Below are 935 nucleotides of genomic sequence, written 5' to 3'. Positions count from 1 at the left end.
GGAACGAATGTGAACATGTTGTTAGGCGATGTAAAAACATGGCCACCTAGATTATTCTTTTCCTATATATTTCATAATATTAGCATCGTCTATATGAGTTATATCAAAATTACTAACTCTTGTTGTAATGATCGGAACTATACCAGGACCATGCCCAGGCTGGATGCTATCTCCATGAACTACGACTCCTATTGTTTTTGAACGATTGTAATAGCAGACTCCATATAAACAATCCAAATCCTCTATTAAAACTATATCACCTATCTTAAGATTTTGAATTCCATACTTATTTAGCTCTCTTCTGTCATCACTCATTATATCAAAATCACCTATACACGGATTATCACTACCTAAACCCGAACCAATTAAGTAGGAAGGTATTTTACAACAAACATTGACTTTAAGCTCACCTTTGTTATTAACTGATGCGATTCTTTCAAGGAGGATAGGGTCTATATTCATTACTCTTATATCATTTTGATGTGATATCTCTAATCCTTGCCCTATTGCTTTAATCTGTATTTTATCATCTATATTGAGCTCCATTTTAATATCTTTACTAAAATGAATCATTATATGATCAACTACACCATGTTTTCCTATAACGTGTCCAACTGAGCCTTTCATTTCACCAGTTAATACTTTGGCTTCGTTCCCAATACATGCAAGCATATTTAATGATTCATTTTCCTCTCTATTTTCATTACGAATTGAGATATCTGGTTCAACATGATCACCCTTAATTTCAAATACTTTATCACCTAAAGAAAAATTATATGTAATACCACCGAATGATGGTAGCATTTTAGGTTCTCCATTACTTGATACTCTATATCTTTTTCCTAAAGGACTATGTATTTTACCAACTACCGACTGCATTGGTAACTTGTTATCTACATTAATCATTCTAATACCTCCCAGTAAATGTAATGTTT

The 935-nt window shown here is 32.5% G+C and carries 1 protein-coding gene; it reads right to left on the bottom strand.

Translation table 11 applies throughout. From position 1 onward, the window contains the following. Positions 1-51: 51 nt before the first annotated feature. The gene (locus C1Y58_RS26265; protein WP_105620114.1) at positions 52-906 is read right to left on the bottom strand and encodes a DUF4438 family protein; all 855 of its coding nucleotides are present in this window, start codon (positions 904-906) and stop codon (positions 52-54) included. Positions 907-935: the final 29 nt, after the last annotated feature.

It is taken from the genome of Vallitalea okinawensis (genome assembly GCF_002964605.1).
In the GTDB taxonomy this organism is placed as follows: Bacteria; Bacillota; Clostridia; order Lachnospirales; family PQDH01; genus Vallitalea_A; species Vallitalea_A okinawensis.
The sequence above is the reverse complement of the archived record's forward strand: the minus strand, read 5'-3'. Positions and strand labels throughout refer to the sequence as shown.